This window comes from Streptomyces sp. NPDC047108, assembly GCF_040643575.1.
In the GTDB taxonomy this organism is placed as follows: Bacteria; Actinomycetota; Actinomycetes; order Streptomycetales; family Streptomycetaceae; genus Streptomyces.
This window is the reverse complement of the sequence record NZ_JBEYUP010000023.1, coordinates 61,534-82,584: the sequence shown is the minus strand read 5'-3', so window position 1 is coordinate 82,584 and position 21,051 is coordinate 61,534. Positions and strand designations below refer to the sequence as shown.

Genomic DNA, 21,051 nt, shown 5'->3' with positions numbered 1-21,051 from the left:
CAGCCTGCCCGCCATGACGACTCGCTCCACCCCGGCCTGGCTGTCCGACGCGATCCTCTACCAGATCTATCCGCAGAGCTTCGCCGACTCGAACGGTGACGGCATCGGTGACCTCGCCGGTGTCACCGAGCGACTGGACCACCTGGCCTGGCTCGGCGTCACCGCGGTGTGGATCAACCCGTGCTTCGTCTCCCCCTTCCGTGACGGCGGTTACGACGTGGCGGACTACCTCACCGTGGCCCCCCGCTACGGCACGAACGACGACCTGGACCGGCTCGTGGACGCCGCGCGCCGCCGGGGTCTGCGCGTCATGCTCGACCTCGTCCCCGGCCACACCTCCGACCGGCACCCCTGGTTCCTGGCCTCGGCCGAGGACGCGGACGACCACCGCTACATCTGGTCGGACCGGCGGGCCGACGGCTTCGTCCCCTCCCCCGGCGGCAGGCCCGGCTTCTACAAGCCGAACTTCTTCGACTGCCAGCCCGCCCTCAACTTCGGCTACGCCCGTACGGATCCGGCCGAGCCCTGGCGGCAGCCCGTCGACGCCGTCGGGCCCCGCGCCAACCGGGCGGCACTGCGCGAGATCATGGGGTACTGGCTGGAACGCGGCGTCTCCGGCTTCCGCGTCGACATGGCCGCCTCGCTCGTCAAGGACGACCCCGGGCTGGCCGAGACCTGCCGCCTGTGGAGCGAGATGCGCGCCTGGATCGACCGGGCGCACCCGGACGCGGTGATGCTCTCGGAGTGGGGCGAGCCGCACCGGTCGGTCCCGGCGGGCTTCCACGCCGACTTCTTCCTGCACTTCGTCGGCCGGTCGATGCGCTCGCTGTGGGACAACGGGAGCGGGATGTCCTCGGCCGGGTGGGAGGACGGACCCTGCTACTTCGACGCGGAGGGCAGAGGCTCGATGGACGAGTTCCTCCAGGCGTGGCGTACGGCGCGGGAGGCCATCGGCGACGGCGGGCACTCCGTACTCCCCACCGCCAACCACGACTTCAACCGGCTGGCGTGCGGCCCGCGGGGACCGGAACAGCTCCGCGCCGCCTTCGCCTTCCTGCTCACCTGGCCCACCCTGCCCGCGCTGTACTTCGGCGACGAGATCGGGATGCGGTACGTCCCCGGGCTGCCCGACACCGAGGGCTCCACACTCGAACCGACCAACAACCGCGCCGGCTCGCGGACGCCCATGCAGTGGGACGACTCCCCCAACGCGGGCTTCTCTTCCGCCCCGGCCGACGGTCTCTACCTGCCGATCGACCCCGACCCGGGCCGGCCGACCGTGGCGGCGCAGCGGGCGGACGAGGGGTCACTGCTGCACTGCGTACGGCGGCTGATCGCGCTGCGCTCCTCGGTCCCGGCGCTCGGCAGCCGGGGCTCGGCCGAGGTCCTCAACTCCGGCTATCCGCTGGTGTACCGGCGCGGTGACCGTCACCTGGTGGTGGTGAACCCGCGCCGCGAGCCCGCCCGGTTCGCCCTGACCGGGGTGCGGGGCACCCGGGCACTCGAGGCCCGCGGTGTCGCGGTACGGGTCGGGGGCGGGGAGGAAGCGGGGGGCTCCGCGGCGGCCGGCGGCGCGGAGATCGTGGCGGACGGCTTCTCGTACGGGATCTTCGAGCTGTAGCGGACCGTGCATGCGGGCGGGCTCGGCGACCGGCCCGGGTCCCGGCTTCTGTCTCAGTCCGCGGGGTCCGCGGTCCGGAGGCCCGCCAGCACGGCCGCCTCCGCGAGCACGTCGCGGACCATGGCCGGGGTGAGCCGGCCCGTGAAGGTGTTCTGCTGGCTGACGTGGTAGCAGCCGAGGAGGTGCAACGGCGGGCCGCCGTGCGCGTCGGCCAGTTCGACGTGCACCCCGTGACCGAACCGGGGCCGCGGACGGGGCACCTGCCACCCGGCGTCGGCGAGCACCGGCAGCAGCGCCTGCCAGCCGAACGCGCCGAGCACCACGACCGCCCGCAACGTCGGCCTCAGCAGGTCGAGTTCGCGGGCGAGCCACGGGCTGCACGTCCGGCGCTCCTGCGGGGTGGGCTTGTTGGCGGGCGGCGCGCAGTGGACGGGCGCGGTCACGCGGACGCCGTGGAGTTCCAGGCCGTCGCCCGGCGCGGTCGACGTCGGCTGGGTGGCCAGTCCGACGGCGTGGAGCGCGGCGAAGAGCACATCGCCGGAGCGGTCGCCGGTGAACATGCGGCCCGTACGGTTCCCTCCGTGCGCGGCGGGGGCGAGGCCGACGAGGGCGAGCGCGGCGTCGGAGGGGCCGAACCCGGGCACGGGCCGCGCCCAGTAGTCCCAGTCCTGGTACGCGCGCCGCTTGACCCGCCCGGTCTCCTCCCTCCAGGCGACCAGGCGCGGGCAGGCGCGGCAGGTGGTGAGGGCGGCGTCGAGATCGGCGACGGCGGGTGCGCGGGGCGCAGCACGGGCCGGGAAGTCCGGGGCATCGGGCCCGCCGCCCGGGTCTTCGGCGTCTCGGCGTTCCGGCCGCGCCTGCGCCGCGCGCCGTTCGTCCGGTTCCCGCTGTTCCTCGGGTTCCCGCCGGCCTTCCGCTTCCCGCACGACGGCCTCTCCCTCCAGGGCCGGGCCCTCTCCTGCCGGAGCCGGTTCTCTCCTGCCGGAGCCGGGTTCTCCTCCGATCATCGCGCGTTCCCCGGCGACCCGCCCGGCAACAGCCCGCCCCGCTGCCGCCGGACGGGCACGCGATGGTGTGACCGGCGGTAGCCCCGGCATCGACACGTGTCAAGTAGTGAGATGCTCACGAATACTTAACAGGTTTCTGACGTTCAGGCCGCTTGAATGTCACAGTGACTCAGAAAGCTTGAGTCGCGGACCAGTTGGGGCCGAGGGGAGGGGAGGACGTCATGGCAGGTCGCGAGGCCGTCACCGCCGCGGGCACCCTTGCCGTGCTGCGCACCCTCCTCGTCGCCGCCCTGTTGTTCTCCCTGGTCGCGGCAACTCCCCTGGAAACGGCGGAACTTCGTGCGGACGGGGCGCCCAACGGGGTGGCGTCCCCCGCGGCCGGCCCGGTGTGGGACGACCCGGATCCGCCGGACGGGCCGCCGTACTCCCACCGCCACGGCACCCGGTCGCACCACCGGCCGGCCGACCACCCCGTGCCCACCGGTAGCCGCGTCCTCCACGCCCTCGACCGCGACGGCGGCTCCGCCGTCGTCCGGCACCTCCCCCGGCCCACCGCGCACGGGCCGCCGCGGGCCCGCCCGGCCCCCCGCCCCGCGGCACGCCCCGCCGTGCTGCAGGTGTTCCGCCTCTGACAGAGCCCGTCGGCACCGTACGGCTCACCCCCTACCTGCGAACCGACCAGGTCGGTCACCGTCGTGCGCCCGGATGCGGGCGCACTGGAGGAACACCCCCATGCACACCCCCATGCACACGCTCACGCAGAACGCGCGCGCCTTCCGCGACGAAGCCGCCGCCCGCGCCGAGGAGTTCGGCCGCCTCGCCGCCGGACAGTCCCCTCAGGTGCTGTTCATCACCTGCTCCGACTCCCGGGTGATCCCCTCACTGATCACCGGAGCCCGCCCCGGCGAGCTCTTCGAACTGCGCACGGCAGGCAACATCGTTCCCGTCCACCGTCCGGACGTACCCACGAGCGAGGCCGCCACGATCGAGTACGCGGTCGACGTCCTCGGCGTCAGCGACGTCGTCGTCTGCGGCCACTCCCACTGCGGAGCCGTCGGCGCGATGGTGCGCGGAGACGACCTCACCGGCGTTCCCGCCGTCCGCGACTGGCTCGCGAGCACACCGTCCCCGGAGGTCCCCGACGCCGCCCGGAACGAGGGCGATGTCGCCGAGGCCGTCCAGAACCACGTACTGCGGCAGCTCCGGGTCCTGCGCGATCACCCCGCCGTCGCGCGGGGACTCCAGGAGGAACGGCTGACCCTGCACGGCTGGTTCTACGAGATAGCGACCGGCTCCGTGCTGGCCCACCGTCCGCACGCCGACGCCTTCCTCCCGCTGTGAGCGCCGGACAGGCCCGCGACCACGGGCATCACGCGCACGACGGTCCCGGCCCCGAGCACGACGGTCCCGGCCCCGCGCCGGACGCGAAGGGCGTCGCGACGGGCCCGGACCGCCCCTCCCGGAGCGGGCGGTGGAAGCTGCCCGCCGCCTCCGTCCTGCGGGCCGACGTCACCGCCTCCGTGGTCGTCTTCCTCGTCGCCCTGCCGCTGTGCGTGGGCGTGGCGGTGGCCTCGGGCGTCCCGGCCGAACTCGGCCTCGTGACCGGCATCGTGGGGGGCCTGGTCGCGGGTGTCCTCCCGGGCAGCAGCCTCCAGGTCAGCGGTCCCGCCGCGGGTCTGACCGTCCTCGTCCTCGAAGCGGTCACGGAGTTCGGCCTGGGCGGTCTCGGCGTCCTCGTCCTGGCGGCCGGCGCGCTCCAGCTCGTCATGGGCGCGCTCCGGCTCGGCCGCTGGTTCCGCGCCATCTCGATCGCCGTCGTGGAGGGGATGCTCGCCGGGATCGGCCTGGTGCTCATCGCGGGCCAGCTCTACGCGCTGGCCGACGCGAAGGCGCCCGGCTCGGGACCGGCCAACCTCGCCGGGCTCCCCGGACTTCTCGCCGAGACGGCCGGTTCGCAACCGGCGCTCGTCGCGGCCTCCCTCGGTCTCGGCACGATCGGGGTGATGGCGCTCTGGAAGCACCTGCCGGAGAAGGCACGGCTGGTACCCGCACCGCTCGCGGCGGTGGGCGTGGCGACGGCGCTGGTGGCGCTGTTCGACCTGCCCGTCGCCCGCGTCGAGGTGCAGGGGCTCCTCGGCACGATCGACCCGCCGTCCACCGGTGACCTCACCGGGGTCCTGGACGTGGGCGTGGCCGCGGCGGTCGGCACGGTCCTCGCCATCGCCCTCATCGCCTCGGCGGAGAGCCTGTTCAGCGCGGCCGCCGTGGACCGCCTGCACAACGGCCCCGGCACGCACTACGACAAGGAGCTGATGGCGCAGGGCGCGGGCAACGCGGTCTGCGGGGCGCTCGGCGCGCTGCCGATGACCGCGGTGATCGTGCGCAGCTCGGCCAACGTCCAGGCAGGGGCCAGGACCAAGGCCTCGCGCGTGCTGCACGGCGTCTGGCTGCTGCTGTTCGCCGCACTGCTGCCCGCCGCGCTCGGCCTCATCCCGGTCGCGGCGCTCGCGGGCGTCCTCGTCCACGCCGGCTGGAAGCTCATTCCGCTCCGGCAGCTGGGGCCGCTGTGGCGTGAACACCGCGGCGAGGCCGTGGTCCTGGCGGTCACGGCCGTCGCGATCGTGGCAACCAACCTGTTCGAGGGCGTCCTGATCGGCCTGCTGCTGGCGATCGCGAAGACGGCGTGGGACATCTCGCACGTCCACGTGCACGTGGAACCGGACGACGAGGCGTCCGGTGCCGGTGACCCGTCGGCCCCGGTGCGCGTCACCATCTCCGGCAACGCGACCTTCCTGCGGCTGCCGCGGATCCTGGACACGCTCGACGCACTGCCGAAGGACCGGCTCATCGAACTGGACCTGCACGGGCTGCGCCACCTCGACCACGCGTGCCGTACCGCCCTGACCTCCTGGGCGGACAAGCACAACAGCGAGGAGGGCATCACGCGGGTGGTGATGTCCCGGGCCTGACGCCCCACCGCGTCCCGCGCCGGCGGGCCCCTCGCTCCGCGTACGGGGTGAGGGGCCCGTCGGCCGGTACGGGGCCTGGCGGGGTCATCTGTCAGTTGCTCTCCCGTGGCCGTCCCCGTTCGTGCCGGCGGGTGAACCGGACCCGCGCGGCGTCGTGCGCCCGGTGCAGAAGCCGGACGACGGTGTCCTCCGTCCTCGCGCCCGGATCGACCACGCAGATCCACCCGAGTGCGCCGTACACCGGGTGCGGCATCACGCAGTCGACGGCCGTGTGGTCACGAGGACGCGCGAGGCTGCGTGGCTCCTCCCCGGTGAGCTCACGGAACGTCGTGCGGTCGGCGAGGACGTTCACACGCCAGCGGCCGGGAGCGTCGAGGTCACAAGCGGTGTCGCCGGGATAGTTCTTGGTGACGATCGTCCCGTACGGCTGGACGTGGTGCGGGATCCGGCCGTCGGGGGCGTGGTAGAAGAAGGCATCTCCCCAGGTGAGCTCGGGATGGCCGTCTCCAGGTTCCGGGGTGACCACGAGCGCGCCGTCGAAGCCTCGCACGGTCGCGATGATCTGTTCCATACTCATGGTTCAAGCTTCGCCTTCAAGTGCGGGTGTGGGGTCGGTCGATGAGCGAGCCGGTGACGGGGCCGCGACCGGTGCGGCTCAGAACGGTGGATGTCGCCGCGGCGTCCGGATACTCGGTGCAGCAGGTACGCGATCTGGAGCGGCTCGGCGTCCTTCCCGCGGCCCCTCGATCCGGCAACGGATACCGGTCCTACGCATCGGTGCACGTGCACGCCCTGCGCGCGTATCGAGGACTCGCGGCCGCCGTGGGGCCCGTGGACGCCCGGCGCATGCTGCGCGAACTGCGCACGGAGACGATCGCCGGGGCGGCATCGGCGATCAACACGGTGCACGTCCGGCTCGCGCGGGAGCGGGAGGAGACCCTGCACGCCCAGCAGGCGTTGCGGGCGATCCAGGCCGAAGAGCAGCAGCCCGGTGCCGAACGGGACAGTGACGCGATGACGATCACGGAACTCGCCGGAGCTCTGGGCGTACGGCCCTCGACTCTGCGGTTCTGGGAACAGGAAGGGCTGGTCACCCCCGACCGCGTGACGTCACTCCGGGCCCGCCGCTACGGCCGTTCGGCGATCGGCGCGGCCCGCATCGTCGCTGCCCTGCGCGGCAGCGGGTACGGCATCCCCGCGGTGCGCGAGGTCATGGGCTCGTTGCACCGGCTCGACGGACTGGACGAGACCCGCCACGTCCTGCAACAACGCCTCGACCGGATCGCGATGAGGACCGTGGCGCTGCTCAGGGCGGGCGCCGACCTGGCAGCCGTCGTCACGTCCGTACAGGAACGGTCAACCCTGTAGCCGGACCCGCACCGCCGCACCTCGACGAGGGGTCCGGATCGGCGGCCGGTCCCACGTTGCGGCCCGCGCCGTCACGGCCATTGACACACCCGTACCACGCCCCAAGAACAGCGACGACGAGGAGGCCGTCGCGCTCGCCAACGACACCGGGCACGGACTGGCCTGCGGCGTCATCACCGAGAACGGAACCCATGGGCTCGCGGTCGCCCGCCGGGATCCGCACCGGCATCGTGCACGTCACTGACCAGTCGGTGGCCGACGAACCGCAGGCCCCCTTCGGCGGGTTCAAGGCCGGCGGATACGGACGGTTCGGCGGCCGCTGGGGCATCGAGGCGTTCTCCAACACGCGCTGGATCACGCCGGCGGACCGGCACGCCCGCTTCCCCTTCCAGGGCCTCTCCAGGCCGTCCCCGGCAACTGCCGTTCCCCACCGCCCCGTACGGGCTCCGGCGTTCGTGCGGTACGTCGCGTCACGCCTCAAGTCCGTTTTGCCCCGCCTGCACCCGCGTCCGCGATCACCCACCGTCATGTCTGAGTACCCCGTACTCAGGCGTGGCCTCCTGCGGATCCGCCAGACTCGCGCATGACAGGCGTACCGCGTACGCCGATCTCCCCCACATGCGAGACAGCCCATGATCAGAGTCCTGGTGGCCGACGACGAACCTCTTATCCGCACCGGAATCACGACCGTCCTCGACGCCGCCGACGACATCCAGGTCGTCGGGGTGTCGCCCGCCGGGCACGACGCGCGGGAAGCGGCACTGCGGTACGCCGCGGACGTCGTCCTCGTCGGGCTGGGCATGCCCGAGGCGCGGGAGCTGCGCGTCATCGAGTCGCTGCTGAGCGGGACACCGCCGGTACGGATCGTGCTGCACGTGACGTTCTGGGACCGGGAGAGCGCCGCCCGCGCGCTGGCGCTGGGCTGCTCGGGAGTCCTCATGAAGGGCGCGACCCCGGCGGACCTCATCGCCTCCGTCCGCGCGGCCGCGGCGGACGGCGTCTACGTCTCCCGGGAACCCGGCGGGGACGACGGCGAGCCGCCCTTCCCGGCACCGGCGGGCCCTGACCGCTGTGACGCCGCGGCTCCGGTGCGGCACTGCGCCCAGGCGACGGGACCGGGCCGGTCGCGGCGGCCGTCCTGGGCCCGGGTCATCGGCGGACTCGGCGAGTTCTTCCCGCCCCGCCGCTAGAGCCCCCTCCCAGGGGCACCGGCACCGGGCACCGGCCCGCGGGCGCCGGATACGAGAGCCCTCGGCGCCGGGTGTGCACGCTCCCGGCGCCGAGCCCGGACGCCCGGGACCGAGGCGCCCCGCCACCTCAGACATCGCATACAGTCCACAATCCTGTGGTGATCTTGAGCACGTGCCCGCGGGACCGACTGCCGACGAGCGCGTACGGAGCGATACTGGCAGTGCGTGGGATCGCCAACACCCGGGGGTTGCCTCAGGAGGATCATCTGACGCAGAGTCAGCGACGTCGCGACCGGACCCGCCCGAAGCCGCTCGCACCCGCCATGGACCGCCAAGATCATCGAGCTCTCGAAGCACCTCGGAGGTACCCATGAAGATGCTGATCAACGTCCCGGAGACCGTGGTCGCCGACGCCTTGGGCGGACTCGCCGCCGCTCACCCCGAACTCACGGTCGATGTCGAGAACCGCGTGGTCGTACGCCGTGACGCCCCCGTCGCGCACAAGGTGGGACTGGTCTCCGGCGGCGGTTCGGGGCACGAGCCGCTGCACGGCGGGTTCGTCGGACCGGGAATGCTCGATGCGGCCTGTCCCGGCGAGATCTTCACCTCACCCGTGCCCGACCAGATGGCGCGCGCCGCGGCCGCCGTGGACAGCGGCAAGGGCGTGCTGTTCATCGTGAAGAACTACACGGGCGACGTGCTCAACTTCAACATGGCGGCCGAACTGGCCGAGGACGAGGGCATCCAGGTCGCCAGTGTGCTGGTGAACGACGATGTGGCCGTCACCGACAGCCTCTTCACCGCCGGCCGCCGCGGCACCGGGGCGACCCTGTTCGTGGAGAAGATCGCGGGCGCGCTGGCCGAGGAGGGTGCGCCGCTGGAGCAGGTCGAGGCCGTCGCCCGCAAGGTCAACGAGGTCTCGCGGAGCTTCGGTGTCGCACTGAGCGCCTGCACGACGCCGGCCAAGGGCGGCCCGACGTTCGACCTGCCGCCCGGGGAACTGGAGCTGGGCATCGGCATCCACGGCGAGCCGGGCCGCGAGCGCCGCGCGATGATGACGTCCCGCGAGATCGCGGACTTCGCGGTCGACGCGATCCTGGACGACATGCGCCCGGACGCCCCCGTACTGGCCCTGGTCAACGGCATGGGCGCCACGCCGCTGATCGAGCTCTACGGATTCAACGCCGAGGTGCACCGTGCGCTGGGCGAGCGCGGGGTGACCATCGCCCGTACGCTCGTGGGCAATTACGTGACCTCGCTCGACATGGCCGGATGCTCGCTGACCCTGTGCCAGGCCGACGAGGAACTGCTGCGGCTCTACGACGCACCGGTGGAGACCGCAGGCCTGCGCTGGGGCCGCTGAGCCACGGGGCTCCGCGGCACGAGTCCGCGGACGGAACGCGCTGAACGCGGGGTGACGCCGGGGACTCCCCTCCCCGGCGCCCCCGATGGCGCCCGTCCCGGCGTCGTCTAGATCCCCCGCTCGGCGAGGTACGGGTCGAACTCCTCGCCGCGTTGGGTGTCCTCGAAGACCATGTACCGCGTCAGCTTGCCCCAGCGGACGTGGCCGTAGATGACGCCCTCGTTCTCGTAGACGGTCTCGCCGCGCTCGTCCTCGGCGATGTCGTGGAACCGCAGGCACACCCGGGTCGCCCACGGCGGTCCGGAGACGAGGACGTCGTCGAACTCGATCCGCAGGCCGGCGTCGACGAAGCGCTGCAGCCACTTCTCCACGGCCCGCTTCCCGCGGAACTCCCCCGCCCATGAGCTGCGGCCGGGAAAGATGAAGCGCACGTCGTCCGCGTACGACCGGAGCTGCGGCTCCAGGTCGCCCTCGGCCAGCCGCCGCGCGTTGTGACGCACCATCGCGCCGACGGCGGCCTCGTACAAGGCGGGAAGGACCGCCCCGATGAGCACCCCGGCGACGACGGCTGATCGGCTCCTGCCCGGCATGCGGGTCCTCCCTGCTCTCGACGGCCGAGTCCGCAAGCGACCGTAGCGCCCCGGCCCCTCGTTCGCACCACGGCGCGAGCGGGAACCCCGCCGGTGACGCGGGGTTCCGGCGCTGCGCGGCGGACACTCCGCGCGTAGGTGCGTCCGGCGGACGCCCCGCGCGTGGGTGCACGGGCGGGGCGCGGGGCGGGGGTACCGTCGCGCCCGTGGATGAGCGAAACGGTCTGGCCGTCCCCCGGACGCTGGATGAGATGTGCGACCCAGGGCGCCTGGCGCTGCTGGTCTACGACATGCAGACCGGCGTCCTGGGCCAGATCGGTGACCGCGACCGCGTCGTGGGCCGGGTCGCGGAGGTGCTCGATGCCGCGCGGGCGGCAGGCGTCCGTACGGTCTTCCTCCGTCATGTCACGCTGCCCACCGCGCTGATGGGCGCCGGCCAGCTCCGCATGTGGCGGAGCTGGCAGCGGGCCGGCAGCGCGGCCGAGGTCGTCTCGGCCTTCCCCCCGGACGCCCAGCAGACACGGATCGTCCCAGAGCTGCGGCCGACCGAGCACGAGGCGGTGCTGGACAAGGTCACCATGTCGGCGTTCGAGGGCACCTGGCTGGATATCGTCCTTCGCGACTGCGGGATCACCGCCGTCGCGCTGGTCGGCGTCGCCACCGAGATCGGCATCGAACCCACCGCACGGCATGCGGCGGACCTCGGCTACGTCCCCGTCGTCGTCACGGATGCCTGCGGCGCGGGCGACGCGGAGGCGGCCGAACGGGCGCTCGCCGGGCTCCGCTTCGCGGGCGACTCCCTGCTGACGACCGCCGGGGAGTTCCGCGCCGCCCTCGCGCGGCACCGCCCGCGTGCTCAGGAGTAGTCGGCACCCATGACATCGGCGAAGGCGTCCGGTTCGGTGTCGAACCCGCGCACTCCCGTACGGAGTTGCCAGGCGCCGGACTCGGTGCGCACGAACTCCGCGACCGTCGCCGCCGTGGCACCCGCGACGCCCCCGAAGTCGTCGCCCGCCAGCTCGATGTGCCCCTCCAACACGCGGACCTCGCTGTTCGGCACCTCGCCGAAGGTCTTGCGTCCCGCGCGCTGCTGGATGGCCACGCCCACGACCACACGGCCGAACGAGTCCGCCAGCCGGTCGAATTCGAGCGTCATCGACTCGTCGGTGCCGAAGCCCTGACCGGTCTGGCTGTCCCGGTTGAGCGTGATGGTCCCGTCGGGCGAACGGCTGTCGAAGTGCACGAGATAGACGGGCCGCCCGTACGGGTCGTCGGCCGCGTAGGTCGCGGCGATGATGTCGAGATCATTCGCCGGCGTGCCGGACGGACTGGGGTCCCATTTGAGCGTCACCTCTGCTTTGGAGATCCCCTTGTTGAGACTGCTCACCGACTTCCCTTCCTCAGAACCGGGCTGATACGGAGTCCGCATCCGCGGGGGGCTCGGCGTCGGCACACGACCGACGGCCGGACTCGCCGTCCCGCACCGGATGCGTCCGCGCACGCCGGCCCCCGTGGGTGCAGTGTCTCAGTCCGGTGCGGCGCGGCTCCAGGAGGTCGAGCCGGTGCCGCCGCCCGGGGTCGGGTTTCGGCCAACTCTTCCCAACTCTTCGAGGAGGGACAGGTGTTCATCTCCCCCGTGCCGCCCGGGGTCTCGGGCGCCGTCGCGTCGCGCGACCGGTCTCCGTCCGCGAGGGAGACGGTGAGTCGGTGTCACGCCCTCCAGGCGTCGGCCGTCTCCGGCTCCGTCCCCCGGCGGCGCGATCACCGTCTCCGGTGCGCCTGAGGCTTCGTCGACGGTGCGGAACCGGCGGGCCGCGCGTACGCCGTGCATGAAGCGGGCTATCCGTACCGCGGCCTCGCGCGCCGAGCGGCCCCCGGTGCCCCGGGTGCGGTTCAGCGGAGGCGGAACGAGAGGAACGGGCCGGTGACGGGGGCGCGTCGGCAGCCCGGAGGGACCGGAAGGTCCGCCGGACCCGTCGCGGTCCCCACCGGGGAACGGCGGCGGGAACGGCTGGGGAAACGGCATGTCCTCGCCGTGCCGCGCGACGGCGGCACCCGCTCCGGTGAGGATCTCGTCCGGCAGATCGACCACGGTCCGCACCCGGCCGAGCGCCGCCGAGGAGTCCACGGTGACAGCGAACCCGTAGCGCCGGGCGAGGAGTCCGCAGAAGACGAGGCCGAAGCGGGGCGGGGTGCGCAGCGACGCGATGTCGGGGGATTCGCTCTGCAGCAGCAGGGACGTCCGGCCCCATTCGGCGGCGTCGAGGGCGCAGCCCTCGTCCTCGATGACGACGGCGAGACCGTCGCGGGTGCGCTGGACCTGCACCTGGACCGTGGTGCGCGGGTCGGAGGCCCGGGCGGCGCTCTCCATGAGGTCGGCGAGGACGAGGATCAGGCCGTCCACCGCCCGGCCCGCCACGGCACGGTCGCTGCCGGCGAGTGTGAGGCGGACGCGGTTGCCGCCCCGGATCTGCCCGACCGCCGTGCGCACGGCATCGTTCAGGGGTATGTCGGGCCGGAGCCGGCCGGGCGGGGTGCCGCACTCGACGACGAACGCCGTGGCCCGGCGCAGGATCTGCGCGGTGGCGTGATCGATCTCCGTGAGGCGCTGCTGGGCGTCCGGATCGGCGTCGCGCCGCGCCATCTCGACGATCTTCGCCTGCTGGGTGTGGGCGAGGGCCTGTGCCTCCCGCGCCACGGTGAGGAGCAGTCGCATGGTCTCCTCGCCGGCGCATTCGCGCGACGCGGCCAGCGTCCGCGCGACGTGTGCGCCGGCGCCGCGGAGACGGCGCGCGAAGGCCGAGTCGGCGGACTCCCCCGCGGCGGGCTCGTACCGGGGCGCGTCGCGGTCGTCGCCGACGGCTTCGGCGATGGCGGGGAGCACATCGGTGACCCACCGCTCCAGTTCCTCGTCGCGTACGGCGAGGAGCCCGCGGAGCGTACGGGCCTCCCGGGCGGTGCGGAGGAGCATCACGGTCAGGGTGGTCGCGAGCGCCGCGCCCACGGTGGCGAGGGTGAGCAGCAGCGCGGTGTGAGGGGGGGTCATGAGGTCGTCGTGCTGCCTTCGGGCCGGGCGCGGCCGGACGGTACCGGCCGGCCGCGGTCTGGTGACGTGGTCATCCGAATCTGTCGCTCTCGTTCTGTGCGGTTTCCTCGACCCGGCGGATCGACAGGTCCCGGCAGGCCCGCAGGACGTCCTCGAACGCTCTGGCCGTGGCCGCCTCGAGTTCTCTGGTGGAGACGGGCGTGGGTGTCGGCAGGAAGCGGACCTTGATGCCCTCCATGCGGGCCGAGCACTCCACTTCGACCATGGATCTGCCGTCCTGGCCACGCACGGTGGTGGTGGACAGCTCCTTGGACAGCCGGTCGAGGGAGACGCCGAGGTAGCTGAGCGAGCGGATGACGCGGGAGAAGTCCTCCTGGAAGCGCTGCGGGCTCACGGTCTCGTCGGCGGCGACGGCGGTCGTGGCGATGCCGCCGAGGTGGTTCGTCATGGAGGGCAGGCGCTGGCGCAACCGGCCCAGGTAGGCGGCCAGTTCCTCGTCCAGGGGCCGGTCGGGGCCGGGGATCGATGACGGGGTGTCGCTCATGTCAGGGTCTCCTCTCGGGGTGTTGCTTCTCGGGACTCGTCTCGGCCGCGCCCCGTGGCACCGGCCCAGGGGACCTGGATCACCACGGACGGCGAGCCGTCGGAGCGGTCGTAACGGGCGCGTCCTGGCGGGCCGATCACCGGCAGGTGGCCGAACACGGGCCGGCCGGCGGTCTCCTTGCCCAGCAGCACCACCGGTGCCCCGAAGGAACGCATCGTGTCGACGATGCCGGGGAGCGCTGCGGCGCCCTGTCCGCTGTCGCAGGCGACGACGGCGGTCAGGCCGAGCAGAGCGCCCAGCGGGAGCCAGTCGTTGAGCGGGGCCAGCGCGGCACGGGAGATGACCTGGGCGTTGTCGACGACCACGACCGTCCTCGGGCCCTCGTAGCGCTCGCGGGAGAGCAGGTCCCCGGCCGTGCCGCCGCCCTTGGGCAGGCGGTTGCCGAGGTCCGAGACCAGCTCGTTGATCAGGTGCTCGGCGCGTACGGATGAGGCCGCGAACGCCTGGACGTACGCCTCGGGCAGCGCCTTGATGATCTCCAGTCGAGGGTCGATGACGATCAGGCGCAGGGAGTCGGGGTCGTGCGCGGCGGTGAGCTGCTCGACGACCGCGCGCAGCGCGCTGGTCTTTCCGCGCTTGCGGCCGCCCAGGACGATCAGCCCCGGCTCGGCGCCGAGCAGGTCCTGCGTCTCCACCCCGCGGTCGACGTCCCGGAGCCCGATGACGACGCGGTCCCCCCGCCCTTGGCCGGACTCCGCGGCCGTGGCGGCGACTTCGGCCAGGCCGACGCCGGAGGGCAGCGTCGGGATCGACGGCGCCTGGTCCCGGTCCCAGAGGCCGAGGACGTACTCCACGGACCGCGCGTACCGCGTCTCCGGTTCGTCCTCCGCGTCGACGAGATGGGGCTCGGCGACCTGGACCAGGCCCAGGGGGCAGAGGGCGCGGCCGGGGCCCGCGCCGTCGAGTGACTGGCCGTTGCGCCGCTGGTACACCGAGTCGATGACGTCGTTGAGCCGGAACTCCAGTTTGCTGGGGACGAGTTCGGTGGTGCTGGGGCGGAAGTCGCCCCAGCGGCGCCCGGTGAGGACGACGTGCACGCCCAGTCCCGGGCCACGGGCCATGAGTTCGCTCAGCACACCCTCGAAGTCCTCGGACTTCCGCTTGATCTCGGCGAAGTCGTCGAGGACGAGGATCAGGTCGGCCGGCCCCGCCTGGGCGACGTCCTGCGCCGTCCACGCGGCACGCAGATGCTCGGCCCCGTCCAGTCCGCGCTCGGAGAGAGCCTGTTCGCGGTAGAGGAGGGATGCCTGGAGGAAGTCGACCGTCTGCTGGAGCAGTCCCTCGCTGCCGCGTGCGACGACGCGCATGACGTGGGGCAGTTCGCGCAGCGCCGACAGCCCGCCTCCGTAGTCGACGATCACGAAGCCCAGGTGCTGCGGCGGATACAGGCTCGCGGCGGACAGCACGACCGTACGGAGCATGGTGGTCTTGCCCGTCTGTGCCGCGCCCACGACGGCGGTGGTGCCGGACGACCCGCCGAGGTCCAGCAGCAGCGTCTCGGTGCGCTGGCGCGAGGGCTGGTCGAGGAGCCCGAAGGGCACGCGGACACCCGCCGTGCCCTGCTCCCGTTCGGTGAGGAAGTCCCGCAGGGGGAGGTTCGCGGGCAGCGGGGGCAGCCAGATCTGGCGGACGGCGGGCAGGGCGCGCCGCAGGGCGGTGACCGCGCGGTCCACGACGGTCCGGGCTCCGTAGACCTGGGACGCTGTGGTCCCGCCGATCCGGTCGCCGTCCTCGGTTCGGATGACGACACCGGTCTCGCCCGGGCGTTGCTCGCGGACGCGCCCGGAGACGTACCCGCACCGGAAGACCCGCAGGGAGTCGCCGCCCGCCTTGAGGATGGCGGCGCCCGGCCGGCTCGGCAGGTGGAACGCGTCCCGGACCCCGATGGCCGCCACGCTGTCCGCGGCGTTGAAGGTGCGCAGCGCCACGCGGTAGCTCAGATGGCTCTCCAGACCCCGCAGCCGTCCCTCGTCCAGGCGCTGGGAGCAGATGAGGAGGTGCAGGCCGAGGCTGCGGCCGAGGCGGCCGAGTGCGGTGAAGGTCTCGACGAAGTCGTGGTGGGCCTCGATGAGTTCGCTGAACTCGTCGACGATCACCAGCAGGTGCGGCAGCGGCTCCCAGTCGGTGTGGTGCGTCCGCCGCAGGGCGCGGTACTCGCGGAGCGAGGAGACGCCGCGGTCGGCCAGCACCTCCTGGCGGCGCTGGAGTTCGCCTTCGAGGGCCAGCTTGATGCGGTCGACGAGCGTGGAGTCGCCCTCCAGGTTGGTGACGACACCGCAGACGTGCGGCAGCGCCGAGAGGCCGACGAAGGTGGCGCCGCCCTTGAAGTCGGCGAGCATCATCGCGAGGTCGTCGGTGTGGTGGCGTACGGCGAGTGAGGTGACGAGCGTGCGGAGGAGTTCGCTCTTGCCGGATCCGGTCGCGCCCACGATGGCCCCGTGGGGCCCGGCGCCGCCGCGTGCGCTCTCCTTCAGGTCGAGCCGTACGAGGTGGCGCCGGTCGTCGAGGCCGAGGTCCGCGCGGAGGAAGTCCGGGGAGTCCTCGGGGAGCCAGGCGATGTCGGCGGGCGGCCGTTCGAGGTGGGCGGTGGGGACGAGTTCGTCCAGGCTGATGCCGACGCCGACCGCGGCCACGGGGTCGCCCGCGAGCGTCAGATGCGCGAGGGTCCGGGCGACCGCGTCCGCGGGGGCGGCCGCCAGGGTCTCCAGCTCGATGTTCCGGGGGTCGCCGCTCACCAGGCTCAGTACCCCGCGTCCGTCGGCCCGGCAGTCGAGGACGGCCTGTTCCGCGGTCTGCGCGCTCGGGGGCGTCTCGGCGATCCGGAGGACGGTGTACGCGTCGGAGGCACGTGGCAGCCTTTCGATGAGTGACGCGGTCGCCTCGCCGTCGACGACGATCAGGGTGTGGCCGCCGTCGTCCGCGCGGCGGCGGTCCGCAGGTCCCGCCGGCGGGCCGCCGGGCGGTTGCTTCCGCAGGGACGCCGACTCCGCGCGTGCGGCCGCCCGTTCGGCTCCGGCCAGATGCGGAAGCCAGCGGCACCAGCGCCACTCCGCCATGCGCGCCGAGTCGGTGGCGAACACCAGCGTCAGGGCGTCCGGGCCGTGGAACATCGCGGCCTGGGCGATCAGGCTCCGGGCCACGGCGGCGGCGGTCGCCCGGTCGCCGCAGAGCGTCACCTCCCGGTAGCGGGTGAGGGGGACGACCACGGGCCAGTCCCGCACCGTGGCCAGCAGCCGTACGAGATCGGTCTGCGCCTTGGTGCAGGCGAGGTCCAGGTCGATCTGCTCACCGGCCGACGCGGTCTGCTTGATGCCCAGCCGCCACGGCAGCGGCCCGGCGCCGAGGCCGACGCGGAGGAAGTCGGGGTCGCCCGGCATGCGCTGCCAGAGCCGTTCGGGAACGTAGGCGAGGACGGGCAGTTCGCGCGCGGGCGGCACGGACCGCCGCAGATCGGCCCGCCGGTGCTCGATGGTCTCGGCGAGCCGGCGCCGGGCCTCGCGCAGGTCGAGCAGGTACGCGAGCTTGGTGCGGCGCATCCGCCGGGCCTGCTGCCTGCGGCTGAGCACGGCCATGCCGACCGAGGACATCATCGTCGCGAAGACCAGGCCCGCGCCCATGAAGACGGACGACAGGGAGGGGTTGACGAGGTAGATGAAGGAGAAGCCGATCATGCCGACCAGCGGCATGAGGGCCTGGGCGAGGGCGGAGCCGTCGCGCTGGAACGTGTCGACCTTGGGGACGTCGGGCAGGTCGACCTCGACGACGTCCGCGGGGTCGTGGACGTCGGGCCGTACCTCGCGGGCCACGCGGGAGCGGCGGCCTCCGGTGGGCCGCGGAGCGGGGGTCGTCATCGTCAGAACCACCCCTGGGCCAGCTCGTATCCGTGCGACCAGGCCCACGTCCAGCCGCCCAGCTCCATGACGAGGGTCGCGAACACCGCGATGTGCATCAGGGGCCGCAGCCGCAGGCAGGTGACGACGGCCCATCTGCTGGGCACGAAGGCGTGGCCGATGAGGACCAGCGTGGCGGCGAGCAGGGTGAGGACGGCCAGGAGCAGGGACGAGGCGAGCGGCAGCCGTACGTTGGCGGCGAGCAGGCTGACGAGCGTCAGCAGCGCCACGCCACCGATGGCACTCCGGCCGGGAAAGGTCCCGCTGAGCGGCAGCAGCGCGGCCGAGGCCAGGGCGCAGCTCCAGAAGGCCACGTGGTAGGGCAGGGCGACACCGTCGAGGAGGACGCAGGCGACCAGCCCGGCGAACGACGCGGCGGCGACGGCCGCCTGGACCGTACGGGCCCGGTCGACCAGCCGCGTCTCACTGTGGCTGAGCCGGTCGAGCATGCGGGTCGTGGAGTCGGGGCGGGCGGTCGTCTCGGCGCGGGTCGTGCTGCTCCGGGCGACGGCCTCGACGACATGGGAGATCCACAGTCCGAGCCGGTGGCTGGTCGTCATGGTCACCGTCCAGGCCGCCCCGAGGGCGAGCAGGCCGGTGTCGAACGACCCGGGCACGAGGTGGACGACGCCCGCGGCGCCGCCCAGCGGAACGAGCAGCACCACGAGGGCGCCCGCGGAGCCGGGTCCCAGCACCTTCGCGATGACGAGGGCGGCGGTGTCGAGGAGGACGACGAGCGCGGCGAGCGCCACCCCGGCGGCAAGGCCCGGTACGTGCAGCAGCGTGAGGGTCGCGGCCGAGGCGACGGCGGCCCAGCCCACGACGGCGGGGCCGGCCGCGTCGTTCGAGGGGCGCCGGGGGTGGCGTCCGGCGCGGCCGGGCCTCCAGGCGGACGAGCGCGCCATGAGCAGGGCCCAGGCGTGCAGGCATACGGCGGCCAGGACGGCCGGTGCGTCGGCGAACGAGCCGCGCGACGCCCCGAAGGCGACGACGGCCAGCAGCACACCGGCGGCGATGAGCGACGGGACGACACCGGACCGGCCGGACGGGGAGGCGCCGGCCCGGCCGGACGGCAGGCCCGCGTCCTTGGGCGCGGACACCCGGGGGCGCTCGGACGGGACGGTGAACCACAACCGGTCGCCGCTGACGACCCCTTGGGCCTCGAGCGGCACGTCCAGGGCGAGCGCCCGGCCGGCGCTCGTGGTCAGCGGACCCGTGAAGTCGGCTGCGAATCCCGTCTCGTGGAGGGTGGCCACCACGTGGTGGAGCCACTCCCCCACGGGCGCGCGGGCCGGTGCGTCCACGTCGACCGCGTAGCGGTTGGTGTGCAGCGTGACCCTGATGTGCTGGCCACGGTCGGCTCGCGCCTCGGGAACCTGAATCGACATGTGCGGATTCACCTGTCCTTGGACGCGGGGTGGTGGGGCGCCGAAACGCTCGGCGTCTTCTCGGTCCTGCGGGTCTCTTCGCGCTGGTGGGTGATGACGGCCCCGGCCATGCCCGCGACGAACGCGGCCACGACGGAGATCGCGGCGAGCGTGGTGCCGGAGACGAGCCCGGCGCCGGGCCGTCCGCGTCCGGTCGCCTCCGCGAGGAGGTTGCCGTGGACCTCGCCGGCGTGGATGCGGTCGAGCAGTCCGCGCAGTTCCTGATCGGCGATCTGCTCGGAGACGGATCCGCTGCCGGAGCCACTGAACAGGCCGGTGGGGGCCGGGTCCTGGGCGTTCACGGTGTCGTCCGGGCCTGGACCGCCTCGGGCGGGATGCCGGGCAGCGCGGTCGGGTCGAGGGGGGTGGGCTGTCCCTCCAGCGTGGGTGCCAGCGCCTGCCGGTACGCGTAGAGGGATCCGAAGCCGGCGACCGGGTCGAGTGTCATCTTGCGGAACTGGGCCAGGCCCGTGTCGATGAGCACGTTGCCCAGGTAGTTCGCCGGGATGTTCAGTCCGGGGAATTCCGCCGGGAATGTGTCGTCGGTGCGGAAGGGGCCGAGAGTCTTGTTCGTGACATAGAACCCGTTGCGCTTGAGCATGGGGATCGCCATGCCGGTGACGGTTCCGGCGGCGAGGTAGTACAGGAACGCCTTCGGGTCGATCTCGAAGTCCTTGCCGTCGACGGCGCTGGCCAGCGTGGCGAACAGGGGCTGCACGGCGGTCTGCGTCAGCACGTTCTGGAACGCGGTGACCGTGCCCTCCTTGACGAGCCGGGCACCGCGGGGGTCCGTTCCGTCGAGCACGTGCTGCCAGTTGAAGGGTTCGCCCTTGACCGGACCGACGTCCGCCTGGCTCCACGGCAGGTCCTTGACCGCCGTGTCGATGTCGTCGAACCGTTTGAACACATCGACGCCCATGTCCTTGCCGTGCTTGATCACATGCTTGGTGATCGTGTGCAGTGCGTCGAAGGTCATGCCGCTGGCGACGACGCCGCCACCGATGGCGAACAGCGGAAAGAGGAGGTCTCCCTTGACGCTCCACAGGTCCTTGAAGCCGATACGGGGGTCCATCGCCAGGACACCCTTGGCGAGCGTGTCCTCCACGAAGCCCTGCCCCGCCGGAACGACGAAGCGCCACAGATAGTCGCCGGTCTTACGGAGGACGTTCTCCGGGAGCGCGGCGAGGTGCGTGGAGAGATTTCCCAGCGCGTTGTGGAAGAGGGCCCCCGAACTCCGTGTTCCCGCGAAGGAACTGCCGCGGACGAACCCTCCGGCGTTGAACTCCGCGCCGCTCTTGAGCGCCGCTCCCGCCGTGCCGCGGACGAGCGAGCTGCCGCCGGCCCCGGCGCCGAAACGGCCCCCCGTCGCGCCCAGCCCCCGGCCGACCGCGACCGCTCCGCGCAGGCCCGTGCCGCCGACCGCGCGGGCCAGCGTGGACACGGCGAACTCGATGCCCTGGAAGAGGCTCCGGGCGATGGCCCCGAACACCGACTGCAGGGCCGCCGTGATCACGCCGCCGAAGAAGATGCCGACGATGATCTCGGCGACGGCGAAGACCACGAGCAGGACCCACGAGAGGATTTCCCAGACGGAGCACTTCTGGGCCTCCTCCAGCTTGTCCGCGTACTCCTTCAACTGCCGTGCGTAGTCACGGAGTTGACGGGTGTACTGGTTCAGGTCCAGCCGGGACCGGGTGAGGGTCGCGGTGGCCTTGTCCGCCGCCGATCCCTTCCACGCGAACGCGAGGGACACGGCGTCGGACTGGTGGACGGGAGAACCGTCGAGCGATTGCTGGACGACGCTGGTGTGTCCGAGCAGAAGCGGACCCGCCATCGCGTCCACCGTCGCCCAGAACTGGTCGATGGAATCGGCGTACCCGTCGTACGCCCTCGCGGCGGTACGGATCGCTTGCGGATTCCCCGACGGTTTTCCACAGGCCACTGCGGACCCTCCCCATATTTCTCGTGCGGCACCT

Annotated in this window: 18 protein-coding genes and 1 pseudogene; 9 read left to right on the top strand and 10 right to left on the bottom strand. The window is 72.9% G+C overall.

The features are described 5' to 3' along the window. Window positions 1-13 precede the first annotated feature (13 nt). Window positions 14-1,621 (top strand): alpha-amylase family glycosyl hydrolase, encoded by a 1,608-nt coding sequence (locus ABZ822_RS29035; protein ID WP_360860687.1) that lies wholly within the window; start codon window positions 14-16, stop codon window positions 1,619-1,621. A gap of 53 nt (window positions 1,622-1,674) precedes the next feature. On the opposite strand, the gene ABZ822_RS29030 is transcribed toward ABZ822_RS29035, so the two are convergent. Beyond that, entirely contained in the window at window positions 1,675-2,628 is a 954-nt protein-coding gene (locus tag ABZ822_RS29030; protein WP_360860684.1) for a uracil-DNA glycosylase, read from the bottom strand. A 221-nt stretch (window positions 2,629-2,849) separates the two neighbouring features. On the opposite strand from ABZ822_RS29030, the gene ABZ822_RS29025 reads away from it, so the two are divergent. The 3 genes from ABZ822_RS29025 (at window position 2,850) to ABZ822_RS29015 (ending at window position 5,597) form a co-directional block, all read left to right on the top strand. After that, complete coding sequence (locus ABZ822_RS29025) at window positions 2,850-3,260, top strand: hypothetical protein (RefSeq protein WP_360860681.1); 411 nt, start codon at window positions 2,850-2,852, stop codon at window positions 3,258-3,260. A 112-nt stretch (window positions 3,261-3,372) separates the two neighbouring features. Then, entirely contained in the window at window positions 3,373-3,969 is a 597-nt protein-coding gene (locus tag ABZ822_RS29020) for a carbonic anhydrase (RefSeq protein ID WP_360860738.1), read from the top strand. Window positions 3,970-4,106: 137 nt separating this feature from the next. Next, window positions 4,107-5,597 (top strand): SulP family inorganic anion transporter, encoded by a 1,491-nt coding sequence (locus ABZ822_RS29015; RefSeq protein ID WP_360860736.1) that lies wholly within the window; start codon window positions 4,107-4,109, stop codon window positions 5,595-5,597. 91 nt (window positions 5,598-5,688) lie between these two features. Here ABZ822_RS29015 and ABZ822_RS29010 read toward each other — a convergent pair whose 3' ends face one another. Next, a complete protein-coding gene (locus ABZ822_RS29010; RefSeq protein ID WP_360860734.1) occupies window positions 5,689-6,168 on the bottom strand; it encodes a DUF6194 family protein in 480 nt (159 codons plus the stop codon). 47 nt (window positions 6,169-6,215) lie between these two features. Here ABZ822_RS29010 and ABZ822_RS29005 point away from each other — a divergent pair, with 47 nt between their 5' ends. The 4 genes and pseudogenes from ABZ822_RS29005 to dhaK all read left to right on the top strand — a co-directional run bounded on the left by ABZ822_RS29005 (window position 6,216) and on the right by dhaK (window position 9,518). Continuing rightward, window positions 6,216-6,965 (top strand): MerR family transcriptional regulator, encoded by a 750-nt coding sequence (locus ABZ822_RS29005; RefSeq protein ID WP_360860678.1) that lies wholly within the window; start codon window positions 6,216-6,218, stop codon window positions 6,963-6,965. Window positions 6,966-7,074: 109 nt separating this feature from the next. Next, a pseudogene (locus ABZ822_RS29000) lies at window positions 7,075-7,354 on the top strand (aldehyde dehydrogenase family protein); the annotation flags it as partial. Window positions 7,355-7,597: 243 nt separating this feature from the next. Continuing rightward, window positions 7,598-8,155, top strand: coding sequence for a response regulator transcription factor (locus ABZ822_RS28995; RefSeq protein ID WP_360860675.1), 558 nt, complete (start codon window positions 7,598-7,600; stop codon window positions 8,153-8,155). 370 nt (window positions 8,156-8,525) lie between these two features. Then, complete coding sequence (gene dhaK / locus ABZ822_RS28990; protein ID WP_360860672.1) at window positions 8,526-9,518, top strand: dihydroxyacetone kinase subunit DhaK; 993 nt, start codon at window positions 8,526-8,528, stop codon at window positions 9,516-9,518. A gap of 107 nt (window positions 9,519-9,625) precedes the next feature. Here the strand turns inward: dhaK and ABZ822_RS28985 are convergent, their stop codons facing one another. Beyond that, window positions 9,626-10,108, bottom strand: coding sequence for a nuclear transport factor 2 family protein (locus tag ABZ822_RS28985; RefSeq protein ID WP_360860669.1), 483 nt, complete (start codon window positions 10,106-10,108; stop codon window positions 9,626-9,628). Window positions 10,109-10,314: 206 nt separating this feature from the next. Here ABZ822_RS28985 and ABZ822_RS28980 point away from each other — a divergent pair, with 206 nt between their 5' ends. After that, window positions 10,315-10,974: a cysteine hydrolase gene (locus ABZ822_RS28980; protein ID WP_360860667.1), complete on the top strand. Its 660-nt coding sequence runs from the start codon at window positions 10,315-10,317 to the stop codon at window positions 10,972-10,974. On the opposite strand, the gene ABZ822_RS28975 is transcribed toward ABZ822_RS28980, so the two are convergent. The 7 genes from ABZ822_RS28975 to ABZ822_RS28945 form a co-directional block, all read right to left on the bottom strand. Further along, complete coding sequence (locus ABZ822_RS28975) at window positions 10,965-11,495, bottom strand: TerD family protein (protein ID WP_360860664.1); 531 nt, start codon at window positions 11,493-11,495, stop codon at window positions 10,965-10,967. The two genes, ABZ822_RS28980 and ABZ822_RS28975, sit on opposite strands and share 10 nt — an antisense overlap. A 138-nt stretch (window positions 11,496-11,633) precedes the next feature. Continuing rightward, on the bottom strand, window positions 11,634-13,154 hold the full coding sequence (locus tag ABZ822_RS28970; RefSeq protein ID WP_360860661.1) for a hypothetical protein: 1,521 nt from the start codon (window positions 13,152-13,154) through the stop codon (window positions 11,634-11,636). 70 nt (window positions 13,155-13,224) lie between these two features. Further along, window positions 13,225-13,698 carry a hypothetical protein gene (locus ABZ822_RS28965; protein WP_360860658.1) on the bottom strand — a complete coding sequence of 158 codons (474 nt, stop codon included), beginning with the start codon at window positions 13,696-13,698 and terminating at the stop codon, window positions 13,225-13,227. Then, window positions 13,695-17,609 (bottom strand): type VII secretion protein EccCa, encoded by a 3,915-nt coding sequence (eccCa, locus tag ABZ822_RS28960; protein WP_360860655.1) that lies wholly within the window; start codon window positions 17,607-17,609, stop codon window positions 13,695-13,697. Before eccCa ends, ABZ822_RS28965 begins: the two co-directional genes overlap by 4 nt. A 2-nt stretch (window positions 17,610-17,611) precedes the next feature. After that, window positions 17,612-19,036 (bottom strand): EsaB/YukD family protein, encoded by a 1,425-nt coding sequence (locus ABZ822_RS28955; RefSeq protein ID WP_360860652.1) that lies wholly within the window; start codon window positions 19,034-19,036, stop codon window positions 17,612-17,614. An 8-nt stretch (window positions 19,037-19,044) separates the two neighbouring features. Beyond that, on the bottom strand, window positions 19,045-19,377 hold the full coding sequence (locus ABZ822_RS28950) for a hypothetical protein (protein WP_360860649.1): 333 nt from the start codon (window positions 19,375-19,377) through the stop codon (window positions 19,045-19,047). After that, a complete protein-coding gene (locus ABZ822_RS28945; RefSeq protein WP_360860646.1) occupies window positions 19,374-21,017 on the bottom strand; it encodes a hypothetical protein in 1,644 nt (547 codons plus the stop codon). The genes ABZ822_RS28950 and ABZ822_RS28945 overlap by 4 nt, the downstream gene beginning before the upstream one ends. Between the last annotated feature and the right edge of the window lie 34 nt (window positions 21,018-21,051).

Coding starts and splice junctions, on each gene's coding strand:
- ABZ822_RS28965 (WP_360860658.1), bottom strand. CDS start 13,698: ATGAGCGACACCCCGTCATCGATCCCCGGCCCCGACCGGCCCCTGGAC.
- ABZ822_RS29035 (WP_360860687.1), top strand. CDS start 14: ATGACGACTCGCTCCACCCCGGCCTGGCTGTCCGACGCGATCCTCTAC.
- ABZ822_RS29030 (WP_360860684.1), bottom strand. CDS start 2,628: ATGATCGGAGGAGAACCCGGCTCCGGCAGGAGAGAACCGGCTCCGGCA.
- ABZ822_RS28955 (WP_360860652.1), bottom strand. CDS start 19,036: ATGTCGATTCAGGTTCCCGAGGCGCGAGCCGACCGTGGCCAGCACATC.
- eccCa (WP_360860655.1), bottom strand. CDS start 17,609: ATGACGACCCCCGCTCCGCGGCCCACCGGAGGCCGCCGCTCCCGCGTG.
- ABZ822_RS29020 (WP_360860738.1), top strand. CDS start 3,373: ATGCACACGCTCACGCAGAACGCGCGCGCCTTCCGCGACGAAGCCGCC.
- ABZ822_RS28970 (WP_360860661.1), bottom strand. CDS start 13,154: ATGACCCCCCCTCACACCGCGCTGCTGCTCACCCTCGCCACCGTGGGC.
- ABZ822_RS29010 (WP_360860734.1), bottom strand. CDS start 6,168: ATGGAACAGATCATCGCGACCGTGCGAGGCTTCGACGGCGCGCTCGTG.
- dhaK (WP_360860672.1), top strand. CDS start 8,526: ATGAAGATGCTGATCAACGTCCCGGAGACCGTGGTCGCCGACGCCTTG.
- ABZ822_RS28995 (WP_360860675.1), top strand. CDS start 7,598: ATGATCAGAGTCCTGGTGGCCGACGACGAACCTCTTATCCGCACCGGA.
- ABZ822_RS29025 (WP_360860681.1), top strand. CDS start 2,850: ATGGCAGGTCGCGAGGCCGTCACCGCCGCGGGCACCCTTGCCGTGCTG.
- ABZ822_RS29005 (WP_360860678.1), top strand. CDS start 6,216: ATGAGCGAGCCGGTGACGGGGCCGCGACCGGTGCGGCTCAGAACGGTG.
- ABZ822_RS28985 (WP_360860669.1), bottom strand. CDS start 10,108: ATGCCGGGCAGGAGCCGATCAGCCGTCGTCGCCGGGGTGCTCATCGGG.